Genomic DNA, 18369 nt, shown 5'->3' with positions numbered 1-18369 from the left:
CCCATGTTCAAAGCCGTTATTCCGGCCCGCCATGCGTCAACTCGCCTGCCAGGCAAACCGCTGCTGGACATCGCTGGCAAGCCCATGGTGGTGCGTGTGGCCGAACAGGCCTTGAAATCTGGGGCAGACGAAGTACTGGTGGCTACCGACCACCCGGAAATTGAGTCGGTGTGCAAAGCCCATAATTTACCAGTTGTAATGACCCGCGGCGACTGGCCGACCGGTACAGACCGAATTGCGGAAGTGGCCCAGATCACAGGGTGGTCAGACGACACCGTGGTGGTGAATGTACAGGGCGATGAACCCCTGATTGACCCGGCTTTGATTGACCTGGTCGCCAAAGCCCTGCTGGAGGATGCACAGGACATCGCGACCTGTGGCCACGCAATCGACAACTGGGAAGAGTTCAAAAATCCAAATGTAGTTAAAATCGCCATGCGGGAAGACGGCGAGGCGCTTTACTTTTCCCGTGCGCCCATTCCTTATCCGAGAGATGCCTATGCCACCGAATCATGGCCTCCAGGTGCGCCAGCGGGACAACTTGGCATTCGCCACATCGGCCTCTATGCCTATCGCGCCCGCTTTCTCAAGGTGTATCAAACACTGCCTCCAGCCCGAATTGAAGTGCTTGAATCACTTGAACAACTCAGGGCGCTGGCCAATGGCTTTCGCATAAAAGTGTGTATGATTCAGGATGCCCCGCTTCCCGGGGTAGACACCGCGCAGGACCTGGAAAAAGTCAGGGCATTGTTTGGGTCTCGTTAAGGCTGAACGACCATGAATAAATATTCGAGCCAGACAGTGGGTAAGTTTTCTGCAAGTTGACGCACCCATAATCGCAAAGGCCTCGAATAAGAAAAAACGGCCAGAAATATCGCCTGTTGTAACCGACGCATCTTGTACAACAGGCCAGCAGATTTAAAACTCTTGAGGCGACTATGCGTTTAATTCTATTGGGAGCGCCCGGTGCTGGAAAAGGCACGCAGGCGACATTCATCAAGGAAAAATTTGGCATTCCCCAAATTTCCACCGGCGATATGCTGCGCGCAGCAGTCAAAGCTGGCACCCCTTTGGGCATCGAGGCCAAGAAAGTCATGGACAGTGGCGGCCTTGTTTCTGACGAAATTATCATCAATCTGGTGAAAGAACGTTTGAAAGAATCCGACTGTGCCAATGGCTATTTGTTTGACGGGTTTCCACGCACCATTCCACAAGCCGAAGCAATGAAAGAAGCGGGCGTAAAGATTGATTTCGTACTTGAAATTGATGTTCCCCACGACGCGATCATCGACCGGATGAGCGGACGCCGCACACACCCGGCTTCTGGGCGTACTTATCACGTCAAGTTTAATCCTCCGAAGCAGGAAGGCATTGATGACATCACTGGTGAACCCTTGGTTCAGCGAGATGATGACAAAGAAGAAACTGTGAAAAAGCGTTTGGACGTGTACGAAAAGCAGACACGCCCATTGGTGGACTACTATGGTCAATGGGCTGCCACAGGCGACGCCAGTGCGCCGCAGTACCGCAAAATCGCGGGAGTTGGCAGCGTAGAAGAAATCAAGGCACGTGCTTTTGACGCATTGAAGTAAAACTGAAGTTAAAAGTCATACCCAGTTGCAGCACCTGATCAGGTGCTGCATCACTACCCCCGGTTCATACAACAGGCTTGCGAATCAAGCGTTTCGGATTCAAACCCAAGCCAGCCAGCACCGCAAAGTAAAGTACACCACACACTCCGATTACCCCAAGCACAGTAGCCACACGCAAAAGCGGTGCGGAAGCCATACCCAGCCAGTCAAACTGCTGATTCATGAACCACAGGGCTACCCCCATGGCAATTGCTGCCACCGACACTTTCACGAAATACACACCCCAGCCGTTTGAAGGCGTATAAAGGCCCCGCCTGCGAAGCCCCCAGTACAAGACCGTGGCATTGAGAACGGCACCCGCACTGATGCTCAGCGGCAGGCCAGCATGCCCAAGCAAGGGCACTGTCAACAGGTTCATCACTTGAGTGGCCACCACAACCATGATCCCGATTTTCACGGGCGTCCGAATATCTTGTTTGGCATAAAAACCAGGGGCCAGAATTTTGACCAACACCAAACCAGCCAAGCCCAGACTGTAAGCAATCACGGCCTGGCTGGTCATTGCCACGTCGTTGGCATCAAAGCGCCCGTAGTGAAACAACAGAGCCACCAAGGCATCTGAAAACAGGCCCATGCCCACAGCCGCCGGTAACACCAGCACCACCGTCAAGCGCAAACCCCAGTCCATCAAACGTGAATATTCCTCATGGCTTCGTGTGGCCGCGGCAGAAAGCGATGGCAACAACACTGTGCCCAACGCAACACCCAACAAAGCAGTGGGAAATTCCATCAAACGATCACCATATGAAATCCAGGAGACACTGCCCTGCTCCAGATGCGACGCAATGTTGGTGTTGATGATCAAACTGATTTGCGCCACCGACACGGCAAGCGTTGCTGGCACCATGTTTTTCAGTACCCTCCGAACACGCTCATCCCCCCAAGCTGACTTAATAGCCCCCAACCCTGCAAAAGGATTAATCAGGCAATCGGTGCGCGCCAATCCGTACCACAGCACAGCGACCTGAAGAACACCACCTACCATCACCGCAACTGCAAACGCTTTCACTGCTTGATCAAAATACGGGGCAAGAAGCAAAGCGCCTGCGATGAAGCTGATGTTCAGCAGCACGGGTGCAAAAGCTGGCAAGGCAAATGAACGGAATGTATTCAGCAAGCCAGAAGCCAGTGCGACCATGGAAATCAGAAGAATGTAAGGAAACATCCACTGGGTCAGCAACACAGTGAGTTCAAACTGTTCACTGCCACGCCCCAGCCCGCTGGCCATACCCATGACCACCCAACTGCCCCCCAATACGCCCGCGACAACGATCAGCAACAAGGCGATGAACAACAGAGAACTGACTCGCCGGGCCAGATCGACAGCGGCTGATTTACCCTCCGTTGCATTGGTTTGGGACAAAATCGGAATAAAGGCCTGCGAAAAAGCGCCCTCGGCAAACAATCTGCGCAACAAGTTGGGAATTCGGAAAGCAATAAAAAATGCATCGGATTCGGCACCCGCCCCCAAAAGGCGCGCGGTGATTGTCTCTCGGATCAAACCGGTGATCCGGGAGAGCATGGTCATGGCGCTGACCGCAGCGGCCGACTTCAATAAATTCATATAGTGATTGTGAAAGGGCTATTATTTTGTTAAAATTGCGGGTTTTCGAATTCTACACCCCTTGGAGCCTCAGCAATATGGCCAACACAGCACAGGCGCGCAAGCGCGCAAAACAAGCCGCCAAAGCAAATGCGCACAATTCAGCCATTCGCTCAGCGATGAGAACCGCAGTTAAAAAAGTACGCGCTGCTGTTGAAGCAGGCGACAAAGCAGCCGCTCAGGCAGTTTATCGCGAAACAACAAGCATTCTGGATCGCGTTGCAGACAAAGACCTGATCCACAAAAACAAAGCTTCTCGCAACAAGTCACGCTTGTCAGCACTAGTAAAAGGCATGGCCGCCTAATTTCGTTTTAAAACCGTCAGCTTTAACACCGTCGGCTCTAAAACTCATTTACATGAAAAAGCCCCTTGATTGAAAGGGGCTTTTTGTGTTTCTGGAAGGTTTTACTCGATTATGCTGCCCCAGCTACTCGGGATCGGGCAACAGGCAGGCATCCAACACCTGTAAATCATTGTCGCGCGCAAAGTTCAAAACAAACGTCATGGCCATGGGTTCGATCTCGCGCAAACGCTCATCGACTACCACGCACTTAATATTGTTCATCAAAATTGGTTTGGCGTAAGGGCTGTAAGCCAAATGTTGCTGGCTTTGCTGGCGGCCTGGCGGACGGTAACAAGACAACACACCGCAAAGGCGCTCTGCCCAGTCCGAGGGACGAAAAGGACGCCCACCTGACGTGAGGCCGAGAATAAAGAATTCCTTGGGCTTGACCTTGGATGGTTCAGCCATAACCGAATAGCTCCTGAGGTACACACGCACCCCGACATGTAATTTTGTGTGTATTGTCGGGGTTGATTCTTACAGCGCGCTGAAGAACCGGCGAGGGTCTACTTAAGCTCGATCGATGCGAGCGTAAGCCGAGTGATTGTGAATGGATTCGAAGTTTTCAGCCTCTACTGTGTACTGACCCACCTGCGAAAACTTGTTCATGGCGATGGCCACATCCCGAACCAGATCTTCCACAAACTTCGGATTGTCATAAGCGCGCTCGGTCACATACTTTTCATCGGGGCGCTTGAGCAAACCATACAGCTCACAAGAGGCCTGCTGCTCGATTGCAGAGATAAACTGTGCAATGTCCACATCTTCTTTCAACTGAACTCGCGCGGTGACGTGCGAGCGCTGGTTGTGCGCACCATACTCCGAAATTTTCTTGGAACAGGGGCACAGACTGGTCACCGGGACAACCACGGTCAAGTAGATGTCTTGCCCCGTTGCCGTGGCTGAACCTTCAAGGGTCAGCTGATAGTCCATCAGGCTTGAAACCCCGCTGATGGGCGCAACCTTGGACAGGAAATAAGGCAATTCCATTTTGATACGACCGGAAGGCGCATCCAGACGCTGCAACATCTCGACCAGCATCGCGCGGAAACCGCTGACAGTCAGCACATTGCCCTGGGCTTCTTCAAGCAAGGCAATGAAACGAGACATGTGCGTGCCTTTCTGATCGGCAGGCAGAAACACGGTCATTTCGAACTCGGCCACAGAGGGCATTGGCTTTTGGCCTTGGAGCTCAATCAGAACTGGATATTTGACAGAACGAATGCCCACCGATTGGATTGCAATGTGGCGGGTGTCGATGGTGCTTTGGACATCGGGAATAGCCTGGTCGATTGGGTTAGTGGCCACGGCATTCTCCAAGCCTTTGTCACGTGTATTCATAACTTCCTCATGTGTTCGCGGCACGCCCTGCTACATGGCGTACCACATTGGTGTGGCGATCAAAGAGCTCGCAATAGTGCTGCTTGATGGACGTTTCTATGCCTTGGGCGTCCAGTCCAAGATTCTTGAGCAGAAGAACAGGGTCTCCGTGGTCGATGAATTCATCGGGCAAGCCGAGTTGCAACACTGCGTTATTAAATCCTTGGGCATGCAGGTGTTCAGTCACGGCCGAACCTGCGCCACCCATGATACAGCCCTCTTCAACAGTCACAAAGCTGTAGCGCTGCTCGGCAAACCGTTGTAACAATTCTGCATCAATAGGCTTGACCCAGCGCATGTCCACCACGGTGGCGCCCAGCGTACGGCCAGCCTCAAGGCTAGCTTCACACATGGAGCCAAATGACAGAATTACAAGTTTATGCTCTGATTCATCGGGCGAATAACGCACAATTGCCTTGCCAATTTCCAATGTATCCAGCGATTCATCCGCCACCACACCCGGACCAACACCGCGTGGATAACGCACTGAAGCGCAACCAGGGTAGTGGTAGGCGGTTGTCAATAATTTGCGACATTCGTCCTCGTTGGAGGGTGCAGCAATCACCATATTCGGAATGCAGCGCAGGTAAGCAATGTCGTAATTGCCTGCGTGGGTTGCACCATCAGCCCCCACCAAACCAGCTCGATCCAGTGCGAATGTCACATCCAGATTCTGTAGGGCCACATCGTGAATCAGCTGATCGTAGGCGCGCTGCAGAAAGGTGGAATAAATGGCCACTACAGGTTTCATACCCTCGCAGGCCAAACCAGCCGCAAAAGTAACCGCGTGTTGTTCTGCAATACCCACATCAAAGTAACGCGAAGGAAAGCGACGCTCAAATTCCACCATTCCGGAACCTTCACGCATGGCAGGCGTAATGCCCACCAGCTTGCGATCAGATTGCGCCATGTCACACAACCACTTGCCAAAAATTTGGGTGTATGTGGGTGGCTTGGGTGTGGTGGATTTTTGAATGCCGATGCTGGGGTCGAACTTGCCTGGGCCGTGGTACAGCACCGGGTCTTGCTCGGCCAGCTTGTAGCCCGCGCCTTTTTTGGTAATCACATGCAGGAAGATCGGGCCTTTCATGGCACGCAGGTTTTGCAAGGTAGGCACCAAAGCGTCCAGGTCGTGACCATCAATGGGGCCGTAGTAATTGAATCCAAATTCCTCGAACAGTGTCGCCGGGCTCATCATGCCTTTGACATGCTCTTCAAGTCGATGTGCCAGTTCATACAGAGGCGGGGCCACACCCAAGATGCCCTTACCAACTTCCTTCACATTGTTCAGCATGCGACCGGACAACAACTTGGCCAAATACTTGTTCAGTGCGCCCACAGGCGGGGAAATCGACATGTCGTTGTCGTTCAGAATGACAAGCAAATCGATGTCGGGAGTAACGCCGGCGTTGTTCAAGGCCTCAAAAGCCATGCCTGCGGTCATCGAGCCATCGCCAATCACAGCAATGTGTTTACGATTCACGCCCAGATTGCGGGAGGCAACCGCCATGCCCAAGGCAGCGGAAATAGAGGTGCTGGAATGGGCTGTACCAAAGGCATCGTATTCAGATTCCGAACGCTTCGGAAAACCTGAAATGCCACCGTACTGGCGCAAGCCCGGCATGGCATCACGCCGGCCAGTCAAAATTTTATGCGGGTAGGTTTGATGGCCTACGTCCCACACCACGCGATCATTCGGAGTGTTGAACACATAATGCAAGGCGACTGTCAATTCGACCGTACCCAGGTTGGACGACAAATGCCCGCCGGTCTTGGCGACTTGCTCCACAATGTAATTGCGCAACTCGTCGGCCAGCTTGGGCAACTGGTTTTCGGACAGTCGCCGCAAGTCTGCGGGGCAATCAATTTTTTTCAGCAGATCGGTCATGATTTCCGGTTTGTAATCAGTTCTACAAGGGTTTCCAACGGAGCACGGCGCGTTGCAGCAATCACCTCACAGGCCGAAAAAGCCTGCTCACGTAACCGGGCCAAAAGCGCTTTGGCTTCGCCCAAGCCCATCAAACTCACCATGGTGGGTTTGTTGTTCAGTGCGTCTTTGCCCGATGTTTTACCGAGCACGTCACTGGTGGACTCCACATCTAATATGTCGTCTATTACCTGATATGCCAAGCCCAAACAATGGGCATAGGCCTCTAATCCATTCTTCTCAACGGCTGAAAGCGTCGCGTTGCTGACATACCCCATGCGCACAGACGCCGTGATCAGATCACCGGTTTTGCGCGCATGCATCGTGGCAAGCGACTGCAAATCCATGGGTTTGCCCACATGCGCAAGATCGATTGCCTGCCCAGCGGCCATGCCTTGCAAACCAGCGGCGCTGGCCAAGGCAGCAATTTGCTGCATGCGAACCTGCACACTGCCCTGATTCGATTCAGCCAACCATTGAAAAGCGGCGGTTTGCAACGCATCGCCAGCCAATAAAGCGAAGGCCTCACCAAACTTCACATGGCAGGTTGGCTTGCCCCGGCGCAGCACATCGTTGTCCATGCTGGGCAAATCATCATGCACCAACGAATAGGCATGCATGGCTTCGATGGAGCAAGCAGCATCATTTAACTGAGAGGTGGGCGTTTCCACAGCGTAGCCCGCTGCGAACACCAACATGGCACGCAAGCGCTTTCCACCATCCAGCAAGGCATATTCCATGGCCGCATTCAACTCGCTGGAGGGCCCTTCGAACTGCTTTAACTTGTCAGCCAATACCGCTTCAAAACCCGCTCGGGTCTCGTCAAACCAGTTCAATTGAATGGGTTGGGCGTAATTCACTGCGCACCTTCATCAGCCGGTTTGTTCAATGTTTGTTCAATCTCGGTTACCTCTTTGCGAACCTGGCTTAAACGGTCCCTGCAATACTTCACCAAATACGCACCGCGTTTGTAATCGGTCAGCAATTGATCCAGGCCAAGATTCTGGGAATCCATGGTATTCACCAAAGCCTCAAGTTCGGCCACCGCCTCTTCAAAAGAGACTGGCACCGCTTGGGCGTTGTCGACAGGCGCTGTTTTCGATTTGCTTGAGCTCATTGTGCTGCTGTGCGTGATGCAAAGTCTTCCATTTTACTGCGACTTTGCCCAAAGGCGAAAAGTCTTTGGCCGGAATGCAGACTAAAGGGTACAATCCCACTTTCTCTTTTTGTTCAACAGGTTAATTTGCATCAGTGTCGATCAGGGACACTGTTGGAGGAGGTCCCCGGGATCATGTCCGATTTGAGTGATTTGTCCAAGGTGTCACATGCTGTGACGCAATCAAGCTTGCAGCCTCATGTTTCAACGTATTTTGATGAACATGTTTTAAAGGATGAAATCCAACTACTCTATCGAGACGGACCGGGTTACGTCGGCCACACCCATTGGGTGCCCGAGCGAGGCGACTGGAGGTCACTTCCGTGGGAAGGTGACGGTCGCATTCTGGTGAACAACGGCTCTGAAATCGAGCTTTTGTCCAATGTATGTCGTCACCGCCAAGCCATCATGCTGAAAGGCCATGGCAATTCCAGCAATATTGTTTGTCCGCTTCACCGCTGGACATACGATTTGAAAGGTGAATTGCTGGGTGCACCCCATTTTGCGCAACAGCCTTGTACCAAGCTGCAGTCGTATCCGCTTCAAAACTGGCGTGGATTGCTGTTCAATTCCGGACGCAATGTTCTTGAAGACCTGAAGAAGGTACCGTTTCTGGAGGAAATTGATTTCTCTGAGTTCCAGCTGGATTCGGTAAAAACCAATGTGCTGCCCTACAACTGGAAAACCTTCATCGAGGTTTATCTGGAGGATTACCACGTTGAGCCCTTTCACCCAGGTCTTGGCCAATTTGTCAGTTGCTCGGATTTGCAGTGGTATTACGGCGAAAACTGGAGCGTTCAATCCGTGGGCGTGAAAGCTGGCCTGCGCCGCCCGGGTACACCGGTTTACAAGCAGTGGCACGAGGCCGTCAAGAAGTTCAGCAACGGTGTAGAGCCCAAATACGGCGCAATCTGGTTTTGTATGTACCCCAACATCATGGTGGAGTGGTACCCGCATGTGCTGGTCGTTTCAACGCTGCACCCCCAAGGCCCGCAAGAAACCTTAAATGTGGTTGAGTTCTATTACCCCGAAGAAATTCGCCTGTTTGAACGGGAATTCGTGGAAGCTGAACAGGCTGCCTACATGGAAACCGCTGTTGAAGACGACGAGATTGCCGAACGAATGGATGAAGGCCGACGGGTGCTGATGGAACGCGGAGAACACGACGCTGGCCCTTATCAAAGTCCAATGGAGGACGGCATGGCGCACTTTCACGCCTGGTACGGGGCCCAAATGAACCCCACCCACGACCAGTCCGGGAAACTAAAAAAGACCTTCTAAACGGCAAAACCACGCATCGTCAAAATCAATATCGCGATTTGTATTTTTGTTTAATCTTTTTCTGGTACATTGATTAGACAAAAATAAAACTCTGGATATATTTAAATGATGCGTGGCTCCAATTCTTTGGACGGGCCCGTTGTACGCAGTGGCGGCCCCGCCTACCAGCAAATCAGTGAAGTACTGACCCATGAAATTTTCAGGCAAACCTGGAAAGTCGGTGAACCACTGCCCAATGAAAAAAAGCTCTCGGACCGCTTCCAGGTCTCTATTGGAACCATACGCCGAGCGATTGAAGCTTTGGAAAAATCGGGACTGGTGACAAAAATGCAGGGTATCGGTACATTCGTCACCGACAAAGCCCTGCCTTCACCAGTTTATGACCGGGCAGATCCCTTCAAACTCAATAATCATTGGGCCACCGAGTACGCGGGTACCGAAGTAAAAACCGAGTTGATCAGCCTGGAGAGTATTCAGGCTGACGCCGAAGAATCTCGCGCTCTTGGCATCGCCTTGGGCGATCCAATCTGGTTGATTGAAGTTCGGCACATGCTGCACACCCAACTGATTGCTTACGAGCAGCTGTGCCTCTCCAAAAAGGTTTTTCCGAAGTTGAGCATTGAAATGCTGCAGAAATCGGCCGGCAACCTGTACCGTTTGGCCTCCGAGGTGTTTCAAATGCGGATTGGCCAGATGACCGATGAAGTGTCGGTGAAGTCGATGGAACCGCGTATCGCGAGCCTGTTCAATAAAATTCCGGATGCGCCCAGCCTGCGTGTATTTCGCATTACCCATTCGATGGACAACACGCCCCTGGAGAAACGGGAGGTGTGGCTTGATCCGAGCTTTGCACATTACAAAGCCACGCCCGAATTGTCCTGATCATTCATCCACGTCTGGAAGCCGAGCTACAATCTGCCCCCATGCAAGCACTCTGGATGTTAATGGCCTGCCTGTGTTTCGGCACCATGGGCCTGATGGTCAAACTCGCGGGCACCCATGCCACTTTGGGTGAAATTGTCCTGTTTCGCGGTGCAGTGCCCGCCATTGCAATCACCGTTTGGGCTCTGCTTCAGGGCCTGAGCCTGAAAAGCCCAGTGGCTATGCTGCATTTGAAGCGAAATGTTGCAGGAATTATTGCCATGTGGTGCGGTTTTTACGCCACCACACAGCTGCCCCTGGCCACCGCCACCACCCTCATGTATACCTCCCCCCTGTTCATCGCCCTGATTCTGTGGCTTTGGTATGGTCAGTCAAGAAACCGCCTGGAACAGTTCGCAATTGCAATCGGCTTTTCTGGCGTTATCGCTGTTCTTCAACCTGTGTTTTACGGCGACCAACTACAAATCGCCCTCATAGGCCTGGGTGCTGGTGCAGTGTCAGCCGTGGCTTATATGCAATTGAAAAGCCTTGGACAAGCACGCGAGCCCGAGTGGCGAACCGTGCTGTACTTCGCAGGCACTGCGACAGTCACGTCGCTGGTGTACATCATTGGCTTTGGTGAATTTGTAGTGTTCGAGGCTCCAGATGCCAATTGGTCTTTGTTGTGGCTCGTAGCGTTGGGATTTTTTGGCGGCGCTGGCAACCTTGCCTTGACACGCTCATTTGGAAGCGGCTCAACCTGGCTTTCCGCTGCGTTACAATATTGCACGATTCTGGTGTCGACTTTCTTCGGAATTTTGGTGCTGGGCGACATACCAACCAGCACAACCTGGTTGGGTGTTTTGCTGATTATCGCCTGCGGAGGAATTTCTTCTTATGCCACCCACCAGAGAAAACAAGCGGGCGGCTAGCTGTTCAATGATGGTGATGAAGGATTTCAGCCAATAAGGCCACCAATGCAACGCCTGACCCAATGCATAACAGTTGCACCACACTTTCCTTGATTTTCACGCGCTGCTGCATTTGAGGGATAAGGTCGGCAACCGCCACATAAATAAAGCTGGCGGCAGCGAACACCAGAGCGTAGGGCAACAACGCCTGCAATTCAGTGAACAAGGTGTAACCCAAACCCGCACCCAACACTGCAGCCAGACCAGCGACCGACATCAACTGCAAGGCTTTTTTGCGGGCGATACCTGCATTCACCAGCACCAGATAATCGCCGGTTTGTTGTGGAATTTCATGCAGCACCACACTTAGTGTAGTGACCAAACCCAACTCGAAATCAACCAAAAATGCACTGGCCACCAACAAGCCATCGGCAAAGTTGTGAATTGAATCGCCCACGACGATCAACAATCCTCCACGACGGGCTTCGCGTTTGTCGAAACCATGGTGATGGTCGTGTCCATCATGTTCGTGATGGTGGCTATGGCGAAATATCGAGAACTTTTCCAGCACAAAGAAAAACAACAAACCTGCCAGCAACAAGGCAAACAAGTTGTGATGATCCATGCCCTTGTCCAATGCCTCGGGCAACAAATGCAAAAGCGACGCGCCCAACAGCACGCCAGCAGACACGCTGACCATGGGCTCAAGAGAGCGAGCGATGTGTCGTGCTGTCAACAAGGCAGATGCAAAAATGGCCAAGGCCGTGCCCAAGGCAGCGGCCAGGAGAACAAGCGGTAAACTGGATTGCACGATTTGGATTGGTCCGAAATTAGATCAGGTTCTTGCCCCGCAAGAACTCAAGGGCCTGATTGTACGCCTGTTTCGCCGCGGCCGAATTGTAGGTGGGTCGATAATCGGCATGGAAACCATGCTGAGCTTTGTCAAACACGGTGATGCTACTGGCCTTTGCAAATGGATTGGTCTGGGCTGCGGCCAGGGCTTTTCTCATTTGATCCACGGTGTCCAGCGGAATCGAGCTGTCTTCTGAACCATACAAACCCAATACCGGAGCCTTCAATTGCGCGGCAACATCCACAGGGTGCACCGGCGTTAAGTCAGTTTTCGCCCCCACCAAGCGACCATACCAAGCCACCCCGGCTTTCACAGCGGGCTGGTGTGCCGCGTACAACCAGGTAATTCGCCCACCCCAACAAAACCCAGTGACCGCGAGCTTTTGGAGATCGGCACCCTCTGTGCCTGCAAATTCAACACATTTGTCCAGGTCGGCCATCACCTGTTTGTCGTCCATTTTGGCGATGACATTTTCCAGAATGGCGGCCACGGTGGCGTATTGCCCTGGCTCGGAATGGCGAAAGAATATTTCGGGGGCCAAGGCATAGAAACCCGCTTGGGCAAAACGTCGGCACACATCTTCCAGATAAGCGTGTACCCCAAAAATTTCAGGCACCACCAGAATGACCGGTGCATTCTTTTTGCCTTTGGGGTAAGCGCGATAAGCAAACATGTCATCGTCGCCTACATCCACAAACACGCGACCTTCCTCAAGGCCATCACTGGGCGTGGTAATCGCTTGAGCCAACACAGGCGACGCTGCTGCTGCAAAGCCGCCAACCGTGAAACCCTTCAACAAAGTGCGGCGACTCATCGGCAGCTTGCCGCCGCCGGTCAATGCTTCAAGGTGTTCCTGATTTTCTTTGTTTTTAATTGTGCTCATCACATGCTCCAGAGAATTCAATGCGCCTCTTCCCAATTATTGCCAACGCCACATCCCACTTCCAGAGGCACTCGCAGCTTGGCCACTTGGGTCATGATTTCAGGTACGCGCTTCTGAATCAATTCGAGTTCACCCTTGGGTACTTCGAAAATGACTTCATCGTGCACCTGCATGATCATTTTTGAATTGAGTTTTTCTGCCTTCAACCAGGCCGACAATTCCACCATGGCCATCTTGATCAGGTCTGCAGACGTGCCCTGCATGGGCGCGTTGATCGCAGCCCGTTCCGCGCCCGCCCTGCGTGGGCCATTGGGGCTTTTGATTTCAGGCAGCCACAGCCGGCGCCCAAACACGGTTTGCACAAAGCCGTCTTCCTTGGCTTGTGCGCGCACATTGTCCATGAACTTCGCAACACCCGGGTAGCGGGCAAAGTACCGGTCAATGTACAACTTGGCCGCCTCTCGGGTAATGCCCAGGTTACCGGCCAAACCAAACGCGCTCATGCCATAAATAAGACCAAAGTTAATAACCTTGGCTGTGCGACGATGATCAGAGGTAACCTCGTTCAAACCCACACCAAAAATTTCAGATGCGGTGGCACTGTGAATGTCCAAGCCTTCATTGAAAGCATGGATCAGCGCTTCATCCCCGGAAATATGCGCCATGATGCGCAACTCGATCTGCGAATAATCAGCCGAGACCAAGACACAGCCAGGCGCCGCGATAAAGGCCTCGCGCACTCGACGACCTTCGGCGGTGCGCACAGGGATGTTCTGCAAGTTGGGATCATTGCTGGCCAAGCGGCCCGTAACAGCCACCGCCTGCGCATAATTGGTATGCACACGCCCGGTGCGTGCATTCACCATACGCGGCAATTTGTCGGTGTAGGTGCTTTTCAGTTTGGCCAGTGATCGGTGTTCCAATAACTTGGCAGGCAAAGGATAATCTTCGGCCAGTTTGCTGAGCACTTCTTCATCGGTCGAGGGCGCACCACTGGCGGTTTTTTTAACGACTGGCAAACCCAATTTGTCGAACAACAATTCGCCAATTTGCTTGGGTGAGTTCAAATTAAAACTGCCGCCGGCCAATTCGAAAGCCTGTTCTTCAATCAGTTTAAGCTTGTCAGCAATTTCGGCGCTTTGTGCCTCCAGCTTGTCTGAATCAATCAACACGCCATTGCGTTCTACTTCAAACAACACCTGTCCGAAAGGCAACTCCACGTCGCGGTACAGCTTGGCAAGTTCTGGCACCTTGTCCAGCTCGGCTTTCAAGGTGTGGGCAAGGCGCAAGGTAACTTCCGCGTCTTCGGCAGCGTATTTGGTGGCGGTGTCAATCGGCACCTGGTCAAAGGTAATTTGGCTGGCACCTTTGCCGGCCACTTCCTCGTACTTGATGGTGTTGTAGTTCAACCAGCGCAGGGCCAAGGCGTCCATGCCATGCGGCTTGTGTGCTTCCAGAATGTAGCTGGCCAGCATGGTGTCTTCGAACAAACCCTTGACCCACACATCATGATTGGCCATCACATGTAAGTCGTATTTTGCATTCTGGGCAATTTTGGGCGAATCGGAATCTTCAAACCAAGGCTTCAGAAACGCCAACACCTCGGCCAGTGGCAGTTGCGGCTCTGCCGTCAAATCCTGGTGCGTCAGTGGAATGTAATAGCCCACGCCCGGCTTCACTGAGAATGAAAGGCCCACAATGCGGGCATTCATGGGTTCCAGCGAGTCGGTTTCAGTATCAAAAGCAACCGGCGTTTTACTGGCTGCAGCGGCTTTTAATTCAGCGAGTAGCGAATCAAGCTGTGCTTGTGTTTGTACACAAATGGTTTCGATGGAGTCTACGGCTTGCGTGGGCGCATCAAACAGGCTCATCGAACTGCCGTCAGGCGGTCCTTCCACTTTCGGCTTGGCTGAAGCTTCGTCTTCACCCACACCGCCCAAAGCGCGAAACCAGGTTTTGAATTCAAACCGTTGAAATAAATCCTTGAGCGCGTCTTTGTTTTCCGGATTGGCCTTTAGCTGTTCCTCAATGTGGCGGCGCAGCTCAAACTCGCAATCTGTTTTAATGGTGACCAGAGATTTGCCTGTGGGCAACCAGTCCAGGGCCTTTTGCAGGTTCTCCCCCACTTTGCCGCCAATTTTGTCGGCATTGGCCACCACGCCATCCAGCGTCTTGTACTCAGCCAGCCACTTTGCAGCGGTTTTAGGTCCCACTTTTTCTACACCTGGCACGTTGTCAACCGTGTCGCCTACCAGGGTCAGGTAATCCACAATCTGCTCGGGATACACGCCAAACTTTTCAAACACCGAGTCCCGGGTCATGACTGCGTTTTTCATGGTGTCGACCAGTCGAACCTTGTCGTTCACCAATTGCGCCATGTCTTTGTCGCCAGTGGACACAATCACCTCATCGAAACCCTGCTCCAGCGCCACTTGCGCCAGGGTGCCAATGACATCGTCCGCCTCAATGCCGGGCTCCATCACAATGGGCCAGCCCATGGCACGGGTTACTTCGTGAATGTGGGGGATTTGCGCAGCCAGGTCCTCGGGCATGCTGGCCCGGTTCGCTTTGTATTCCGGGTAAATGTCGTCGCGAAAGGTTTTGCCCGGCGCATCGAACACACAGGCGATACAATTGGAAGTGATATCGTCAGTGTTGTAATCTGCACGCAGGCGTCGAAGCATGTTGACCATGCCATAAATGGCCCCAGTGGGCTCGCCTGCGCGGTTTCGCAAATCGGGCATGGCATGAAAGGCACGGTACAGGTAGCTCGACCCATCAACCAGGAGTAATCGCTTCATATGACAACCAAAAATAAGAATATTCCGACATTGCGCCACCTTCCCTCCAAAGAACAATCCACCGCAGTGAAGGCCAGGGAGTCGTGGCATGTGTTGGGAATTATGGCAGAGTTCATTGAGGCGACCGAGAAGCTGTCGGCAATTCGCCCTTCAGTCTCCATTTTTGGCAGCGCGAGAACCCCGCTAGACCACCCCTATTACACGCTCACTGAGAATATTGCCAGGGCTCTGTCTGACTCCGGATTTGCTGTCATTAGCGGTGGCGGGCCTGGCATCATGGAGGCCGCCAACAAAGGCGCGCATGCGGGTGAATCACCCAGCGTCGGTTTGAATATCGAACTGCCGTTCGAGCAAAGCGGCAATGCCTATCAGGATATTTCACTCACATTTCGCCACTTCTTTGCACGCAAGGTGGCATTTGCGAAGTATGCCAGTGCCTATGTGGTGATGCCAGGTGGCTTTGGCACCCTCGATGAAATGTTCGAGGCACTCACGCTGATTCAAACCAACAAAGGCAGACGTATTCCCATTATTTTGGTGGGATCCAAGTTCTGGGCGGGTCTGATTGATTGGGTAAAAAGCCATTTGCTGGGCGAGGGAATGATCAGCCCGGGAGACATGGACCTGTTTGAGGTGGTTGAAACACCAGAGGAGGTGTTGAAATGCATATTCCACTTCTACGAGAAACGCACCTTCAATCCATCAGACAGTGAAACAGAGAAGCTGTTGGACTTATAAAGCAGGGTCAAACACAGGTAAAATCCGGAGTGCTCATGACCCTACTCAGGACTTTGAATGGCTGTTTTTACACGCATTACCCAAACTGAACTGCAACAATGGCTGGAGGGCCGGGATTGCGGTGAATTGCTTTCATTTGAAGGCATTGAGTCGGGCATTGAAAACACCAATTATTTTGTCAACACCAGCAAGGGCCGGTTTGTTCTAACCCTGTTCGAAAAGCTGAAGGCGGAAGACCTTCCGTTTTACCTGGGTTTGATGAAACATCTGGCCAAAAAGGGCTTGGCTGTGCCTGGTCCGATACCCAATGCGCAGGGCGAGTTATTCAGCGAACTGAATGGCAAACCTGCCACGTTGGTGAATTGCCTTGGCGGGAAATCGGTTGAGCGGCCCAATGCAGCCCAATGCCAACAAATTGGTCGATTTTGCGCACAGGCTCACCTAGCGGTGGCTGATTTTCCTTGCAACACGCCCAACCCCCGAGGTTTGGCGTGGATTGAAAGTGCAATGAATGCCCTGGATTCATACCTGCCCAACCCGGTCAAAGAACTGTTGCACAGCGAAGTCCATCATCAGAAGGCGGTTGCTGAACGCCATGCCTACAGAATGCTGCCCAAAGGGGCAGTACACGCCGATCTGTTTCGCGACAATGCTTTGATGCAGGGCGATTCTCTTGGCGGGGTTATCGACTTTTATTTCGCTGGTGTAGATACCTTTTTGTTTGATCTCGCGGTGACCGCAAACGACTGGTGCATTGAACTGGCCAATGACAAGCCCGACCAGGGTGAACTCAAACCCGAACTGTTGGGTGCTTTGTTGAGTGGTTATCAAGAGGTTCGCAAATTGAACCAGCATGAGTGCGAACTTTGGCAAGACATGCTACGCGCTGCAGGGCTTCGTTTTTGGACCTCCAGACTTTACGATTTTTACATGCCACGTGAAGCCGAAGTACTAAATGTGAAAGATCCAAAACATTTTGAACGCGTATTGCTTGCCCGCAGGCAGGGAATACCGCTTGCTCTTCAACCGAATTAAGGAAATAATCACTTGGCCAACTATGTACATACTTGCCCGCCAAGCGCGGGATGGGATTGGCTGATGCAGGGCGTGCAGCTATTCAGAAGCAAACCGGGCGAAATGTTCCTGTTCGGCAACACTTATCTTTTTATCATTCTTTTCATCGGGATACTGATCCCTTTCATCGGTGCTGCCGCGGTTGCTGTCGCATCACCCGCCTTGGGTTTTGGAATCATGCTGGCAGGCAAAATGGGGCAAAAAGGCTTGCGGGTCAGCCCTAGCGTTTTGTTCAACGCCTTTAGTCAGGACAACAGAAAACACCTACAGTCTTTGTTGATTTTGGGAGCAATTTACACCGCATGCTTTGCGTTGATCCGCCTGCTTGCACACCTTGTTCTTGGCGCACAACCCACGGTGTCGATTGACGACCTGCAAAAGGCCGATGCGGCAACCAGTGCCGCATTCATGGAGTACATGGTGCTGTATATGATCTTTATTGGCATCACCAGTATCCCGGTGTTGTTGGCATTCTGGTTTGCGCCGGTTTTGGTCGTTTGGCACAACATGAAACCCATGCAAGCCCTGTTCTCAAGCTGGATTGCTGTGTGGCGAAACAAAGGCAGCTTTCTGATTTATGGCATGGGTTGGCTTATTTTGGGTTTGGGTTTTTCATCGGTGTTCGTTGTTTTATTCACTTTATTGGGTTTGCCTGCCGCGTTCGTGAGTGCACTGAACATGATGTGCGTGGCGCTGGTGATGGCGGTGTCGCTATGTACCTTTTACCCAACCTACAGAGCAGTGTTTGAGCACGACCCAACTGAGTGACCGGCCTGGACTGCAGCCTCTCGGTGCTTGTTAATTGCCCTATCGGCTTGGGTTCCGATCTCTCGCCAGAAAACCTGTTGATACCTTGCTGAGCCTTGCGATGCCTGAGAACGACCCTCCTAAACTGCGGGTCGGGT

General features: G+C 52.5%; 18 protein-coding genes. 9 read left to right on the top strand and 9 right to left on the bottom strand.

From position 1 onward, the window contains the following. The first annotated feature begins 3 nt into the window (after window positions 1-3). Complete coding sequence (kdsB, locus tag B4N58_RS06940) at window positions 4-765, top strand: 3-deoxy-manno-octulosonate cytidylyltransferase (RefSeq protein WP_291747361.1); 762 nt, start codon at window positions 4-6, stop codon at window positions 763-765. 173 nt (window positions 766-938) lie between these two features. Next, window positions 939-1592: an adenylate kinase gene (gene adk / locus B4N58_RS06935; RefSeq protein ID WP_008252374.1), complete on the top strand. Its 654-nt coding sequence runs from the start codon at window positions 939-941 to the stop codon at window positions 1590-1592. A gap of 64 nt (window positions 1593-1656) precedes the next feature. On the opposite strand, the gene murJ is transcribed toward adk, so the two are convergent. Next, window positions 1657-3216, bottom strand: a complete 1560-nt coding sequence (murJ, locus tag B4N58_RS06930; protein ID WP_008252376.1) for a murein biosynthesis integral membrane protein MurJ — start codon at window positions 3214-3216, stop codon at window positions 1657-1659. 77 nt (window positions 3217-3293) lie between these two features. Between murJ and rpsT the strand changes: the two genes are divergently transcribed. Beyond that, entirely contained in the window at window positions 3294-3560 is a 267-nt protein-coding gene (rpsT, locus tag B4N58_RS06925) for a 30S ribosomal protein S20 (RefSeq protein WP_008252377.1), read from the top strand. A gap of 123 nt (window positions 3561-3683) precedes the next feature. On the opposite strand, the gene B4N58_RS06920 is transcribed toward rpsT, so the two are convergent. From B4N58_RS06920 to xseB, 5 genes are all read right to left on the bottom strand, one after another. After that, window positions 3684-4007 (bottom strand): DUF3579 domain-containing protein, encoded by a 324-nt coding sequence (locus B4N58_RS06920; RefSeq protein ID WP_008252378.1) that lies wholly within the window; start codon window positions 4005-4007, stop codon window positions 3684-3686. Window positions 4008-4109: 102 nt separating this feature from the next. Continuing rightward, window positions 4110-4940 carry a GTP cyclohydrolase FolE2 gene (folE2, locus tag B4N58_RS06915; protein WP_050771248.1) on the bottom strand — a complete coding sequence of 277 codons (831 nt, stop codon included), beginning with the start codon at window positions 4938-4940 and terminating at the stop codon, window positions 4110-4112. 7 nt (window positions 4941-4947) lie between these two features. Then, a complete protein-coding gene (gene dxs / locus B4N58_RS06910) occupies window positions 4948-6870 on the bottom strand; it encodes a 1-deoxy-D-xylulose-5-phosphate synthase (protein ID WP_291747521.1) in 1923 nt (640 codons plus the stop codon). Beyond that, window positions 6864-7766 carry a polyprenyl synthetase family protein gene (locus B4N58_RS06905; protein WP_008252384.1) on the bottom strand — a complete coding sequence of 301 codons (903 nt, stop codon included), beginning with the start codon at window positions 7764-7766 and terminating at the stop codon, window positions 6864-6866. The genes dxs and B4N58_RS06905 overlap by 7 nt, the downstream gene beginning before the upstream one ends. Continuing rightward, window positions 7763-8023: an exodeoxyribonuclease VII small subunit gene (xseB, locus tag B4N58_RS06900; RefSeq protein WP_008252386.1), complete on the bottom strand. Its 261-nt coding sequence runs from the start codon at window positions 8021-8023 to the stop codon at window positions 7763-7765. Before xseB ends, B4N58_RS06905 begins: the two co-directional genes overlap by 4 nt. Window positions 8024-8206: 183 nt before the next feature. Between xseB and B4N58_RS06895 the strand changes: the two genes are divergently transcribed. The 3 genes from B4N58_RS06895 (at window position 8207) to B4N58_RS06885 (ending at window position 11136) form a co-directional block, all read left to right on the top strand. After that, window positions 8207-9343 carry an aromatic ring-hydroxylating oxygenase subunit alpha gene (locus B4N58_RS06895; protein ID WP_050771251.1) on the top strand — a complete coding sequence of 379 codons (1137 nt, stop codon included), beginning with the start codon at window positions 8207-8209 and terminating at the stop codon, window positions 9341-9343. A gap of 105 nt (window positions 9344-9448) precedes the next feature. Next, on the top strand, window positions 9449-10225 hold the full coding sequence (locus tag B4N58_RS06890) for a GntR family transcriptional regulator (RefSeq protein ID WP_291747348.1): 777 nt from the start codon (window positions 9449-9451) through the stop codon (window positions 10223-10225). 41 nt (window positions 10226-10266) lie between these two features. After that, on the top strand, window positions 10267-11136 hold the full coding sequence (locus B4N58_RS06885) for a DMT family transporter (protein WP_291747346.1): 870 nt from the start codon (window positions 10267-10269) through the stop codon (window positions 11134-11136). 4 nt (window positions 11137-11140) lie between these two features. On the opposite strand, the gene B4N58_RS06880 is transcribed toward B4N58_RS06885, so the two are convergent. From B4N58_RS06880 to polA, 3 genes are read right to left on the bottom strand one after another with little or no spacing between them, the layout of a single operon-like run. Next, window positions 11141-11926 (bottom strand): ZIP family metal transporter, encoded by a 786-nt coding sequence (locus B4N58_RS06880; protein WP_008252394.1) that lies wholly within the window; start codon window positions 11924-11926, stop codon window positions 11141-11143. 19 nt (window positions 11927-11945) lie between these two features. Then, window positions 11946-12851 (bottom strand): dienelactone hydrolase family protein, encoded by a 906-nt coding sequence (locus B4N58_RS06875; protein WP_291747343.1) that lies wholly within the window; start codon window positions 12849-12851, stop codon window positions 11946-11948. Between the two features lie 17 nt (window positions 12852-12868). Next, entirely contained in the window at window positions 12869-15652 is a 2784-nt protein-coding gene (gene polA, locus B4N58_RS06870; protein ID WP_291747341.1) for a DNA polymerase I, read from the bottom strand. Between polA and B4N58_RS06865 the strand changes: the two genes are divergently transcribed. Genes B4N58_RS06865 through B4N58_RS06855 form a run of 3 tightly spaced genes read left to right on the top strand, consistent with a single transcriptional unit; the run spans window position 15653 to window position 18232 of the window. After that, on the top strand, window positions 15653-16390 hold the full coding sequence (locus tag B4N58_RS06865; protein ID WP_291747339.1) for a TIGR00730 family Rossman fold protein: 738 nt from the start codon (window positions 15653-15655) through the stop codon (window positions 16388-16390). 57 nt (window positions 16391-16447) lie between these two features. Then, window positions 16448-17425: a homoserine kinase gene (locus B4N58_RS06860; RefSeq protein WP_291747337.1), complete on the top strand. Its 978-nt coding sequence runs from the start codon at window positions 16448-16450 to the stop codon at window positions 17423-17425. Between the two features lie 12 nt (window positions 17426-17437). Beyond that, complete coding sequence (locus B4N58_RS06855; protein WP_291747335.1) at window positions 17438-18232, top strand: BPSS1780 family membrane protein; 795 nt, start codon at window positions 17438-17440, stop codon at window positions 18230-18232. Window positions 18233-18369 lie beyond the last annotated feature (137 nt).

This window comes from Limnobacter sp. UBA3528 (assembly GCF_002377005.1).
Taxonomy (GTDB): domain Bacteria; phylum Pseudomonadota; class Gammaproteobacteria; order Burkholderiales; family Burkholderiaceae_B; genus Limnobacter.
Note: the sequence above shows the minus strand (reverse complement) of the source record. Positions and strands in the feature narration are given on the sequence as shown.

Excerpts from the sequence above, each read along its gene's own strand:
- kdsB (WP_291747361.1), top strand. The coding sequence starts at position 4 with ATGTTCAAAGCCGTTATTCCGGCCCGCCATGCGTCAACTCGCCTGCCA.
- adk (WP_008252374.1), top strand. The coding sequence starts at position 939 with ATGCGTTTAATTCTATTGGGAGCGCCCGGTGCTGGAAAAGGCACGCAG.
- murJ (WP_008252376.1), bottom strand. The coding sequence starts at position 3,216 with ATGAATTTATTGAAGTCGGCCGCTGCGGTCAGCGCCATGACCATGCTC.
- rpsT (WP_008252377.1), top strand. The coding sequence starts at position 3,294 with ATGGCCAACACAGCACAGGCGCGCAAGCGCGCAAAACAAGCCGCCAAA.
- B4N58_RS06920 (WP_008252378.1), bottom strand. The coding sequence starts at position 4,007 with ATGGCTGAACCATCCAAGGTCAAGCCCAAGGAATTCTTTATTCTCGGC.
- folE2 (WP_050771248.1), bottom strand. The coding sequence starts at position 4,940 with ATGAATACACGTGACAAAGGCTTGGAGAATGCCGTGGCCACTAACCCA.
- xseB (WP_008252386.1), bottom strand. The coding sequence starts at position 8,023 with ATGAGCTCAAGCAAATCGAAAACAGCGCCTGTCGACAACGCCCAAGCG.
- B4N58_RS06890 (WP_291747348.1), top strand. The coding sequence starts at position 9,449 with ATGATGCGTGGCTCCAATTCTTTGGACGGGCCCGTTGTACGCAGTGGC.
- B4N58_RS06885 (WP_291747346.1), top strand. The coding sequence starts at position 10,267 with ATGCAAGCACTCTGGATGTTAATGGCCTGCCTGTGTTTCGGCACCATG.
- B4N58_RS06875 (WP_291747343.1), bottom strand. The coding sequence starts at position 12,851 with ATGAGCACAATTAAAAACAAAGAAAATCAGGAACACCTTGAAGCATTG.
- polA (WP_291747341.1), bottom strand. The coding sequence starts at position 15,652 with ATGAAGCGATTACTCCTGGTTGATGGGTCGAGCTACCTGTACCGTGCC.
- B4N58_RS06865 (WP_291747339.1), top strand. The coding sequence starts at position 15,653 with ATGACAACCAAAAATAAGAATATTCCGACATTGCGCCACCTTCCCTCC.
- B4N58_RS06860 (WP_291747337.1), top strand. The coding sequence starts at position 16,448 with ATGGCTGTTTTTACACGCATTACCCAAACTGAACTGCAACAATGGCTG.